This is a genomic window from Bradyrhizobium sp. BRP20, from assembly GCF_020194215.1.
GTDB lineage: Bacteria > Pseudomonadota > Alphaproteobacteria > Rhizobiales > Xanthobacteraceae > Bradyrhizobium > Bradyrhizobium yuanmingense.
The window spans coordinates 1-425 of record NZ_JADYVY010000109.1; the positions used below are offsets into that span (position 1 = coordinate 1).

1 protein-coding gene is annotated in these 425 nt (G+C 48.5%); it reads left to right on the forward strand.

The annotated features are described in order from the left end of the window. On the forward strand, positions 1-322 hold a 322-nt coding region (locus tag I6F33_RS38025), incomplete at its 5' end, for a CsgG/HfaB family protein (protein ID WP_276573720.1). Between the last annotated feature and the right edge of the window lie 103 nt (positions 323-425).

Here is a 425-nt window from a genome sequence, read left to right on the forward strand (position 1 = left end):
GATTGCCGTGAACGTGCGCGTCGTCAATGTGAGTACCGGAGAGATCCTTTCTTCGGTGAACACCAGTAAGACGATACTTTCCTATGAAGTTCAGGCCGGGGTTTTCCGCTTTATTGACTACCAGCGCTTGCTTGAAGGGGAAGTGGGTTACACCTCGAACGAACCTGTTATGCTGTGCCTGATGTCGGCTATCGAAACAGGGGTCATTTTCCTGATTAATGATGGTATCGACCGTGGTCTGTGGGATTTGCAAAATAAAGCAGAACGGCAGAATGACATTCTGGTGAAATACCGCCATATGTCGGTTCCACCGGAATCCTGACAGATAAAAAAGCCGGAATTATCATCCGGCATTTTACTGTTTAAGCGAAAGCGTGAGTGCCCCTCACGCTTTATTTTTGATTTCCTGCTCACGGTGCGCCGTC